1 protein-coding gene is annotated in these 710 nt (G+C 72.0%); it reads left to right on the top strand.

Translation table 11 applies throughout. From position 1 onward, the window contains the following. Positions 1-710: CoA transferase subunit A (locus IG08_RS0153285; protein WP_030622150.1), on the top strand; the 710-nt coding region annotated here is incomplete at its 3' end.

Raw genomic sequence — 710 nt, 5'->3', positions numbered from 1 at the left:
CTGGAGGCCGTGGCCGATGTGCCGGACGGCGCGTCGCTCGCGGCGGGCGGCTTCGGGCTGAGCGGTGTGCCGAACGTACTGATCCAGGCACTGTACGAGCGGGGGGTCAGCGGCCTGTCGGTGGTCTCCAACAACTGCGGCGCGATGGACTCCGGCCTGGCGATCCTGCTGGCCGCCGGGCGGATCGCCCGGGTCACCGGCTCCTACATCGGCGCCAACAAGGAGTTCGCCCGCCAGTACCTGTCCGGGGAACTCGAGGTCGAGATGATCCCCCAGGGCACCCTCGCCGAACGGCTGCGCGCGGGTGGCGCCGGCATCCCCGCGTTCTTCACCCCCGCCGGGGTGGGCACCCAGGTCGCCGACGGCGGACTGCCCTGGCGCTACGACGGCTCCGGCGGCGTCGCCCTCGCCTCACCGCCGAAGGAGGTGCGGGAGTTCGACGGCACCGCGTACGTGCTGGAGCACGGCATCCGCACCGACTTCGCCCTGGTCCGCGCCGCCAGGGGCGACCGGCACGGCAACCTCGTCTTCAACAAGTCCACCCGCAACTTCAACCCCCTCGCCGCCATGGCCGGCCGCATCACCATCGCCGAGGTGGAAGAGCTGGTGGAGCCCGGCGCGATCGACCCGGACGCCGTGCACCTGCCGGGAATCTTCGTGCAGCGGGTAGTGGCCCTCACCCCTGAGCAGGCCACAGCCAAGGGCATCGA

Source organism: Streptomyces fulvoviolaceus (genome assembly GCF_000718165.1).
Lineage (GTDB): Bacteria > Actinomycetota > Actinomycetes > Streptomycetales > Streptomycetaceae > Streptomyces > Streptomyces fulvoviolaceus.
Note: the sequence above shows the minus strand (reverse complement) of the source record. Positions and strands in the feature narration are given on the sequence as shown.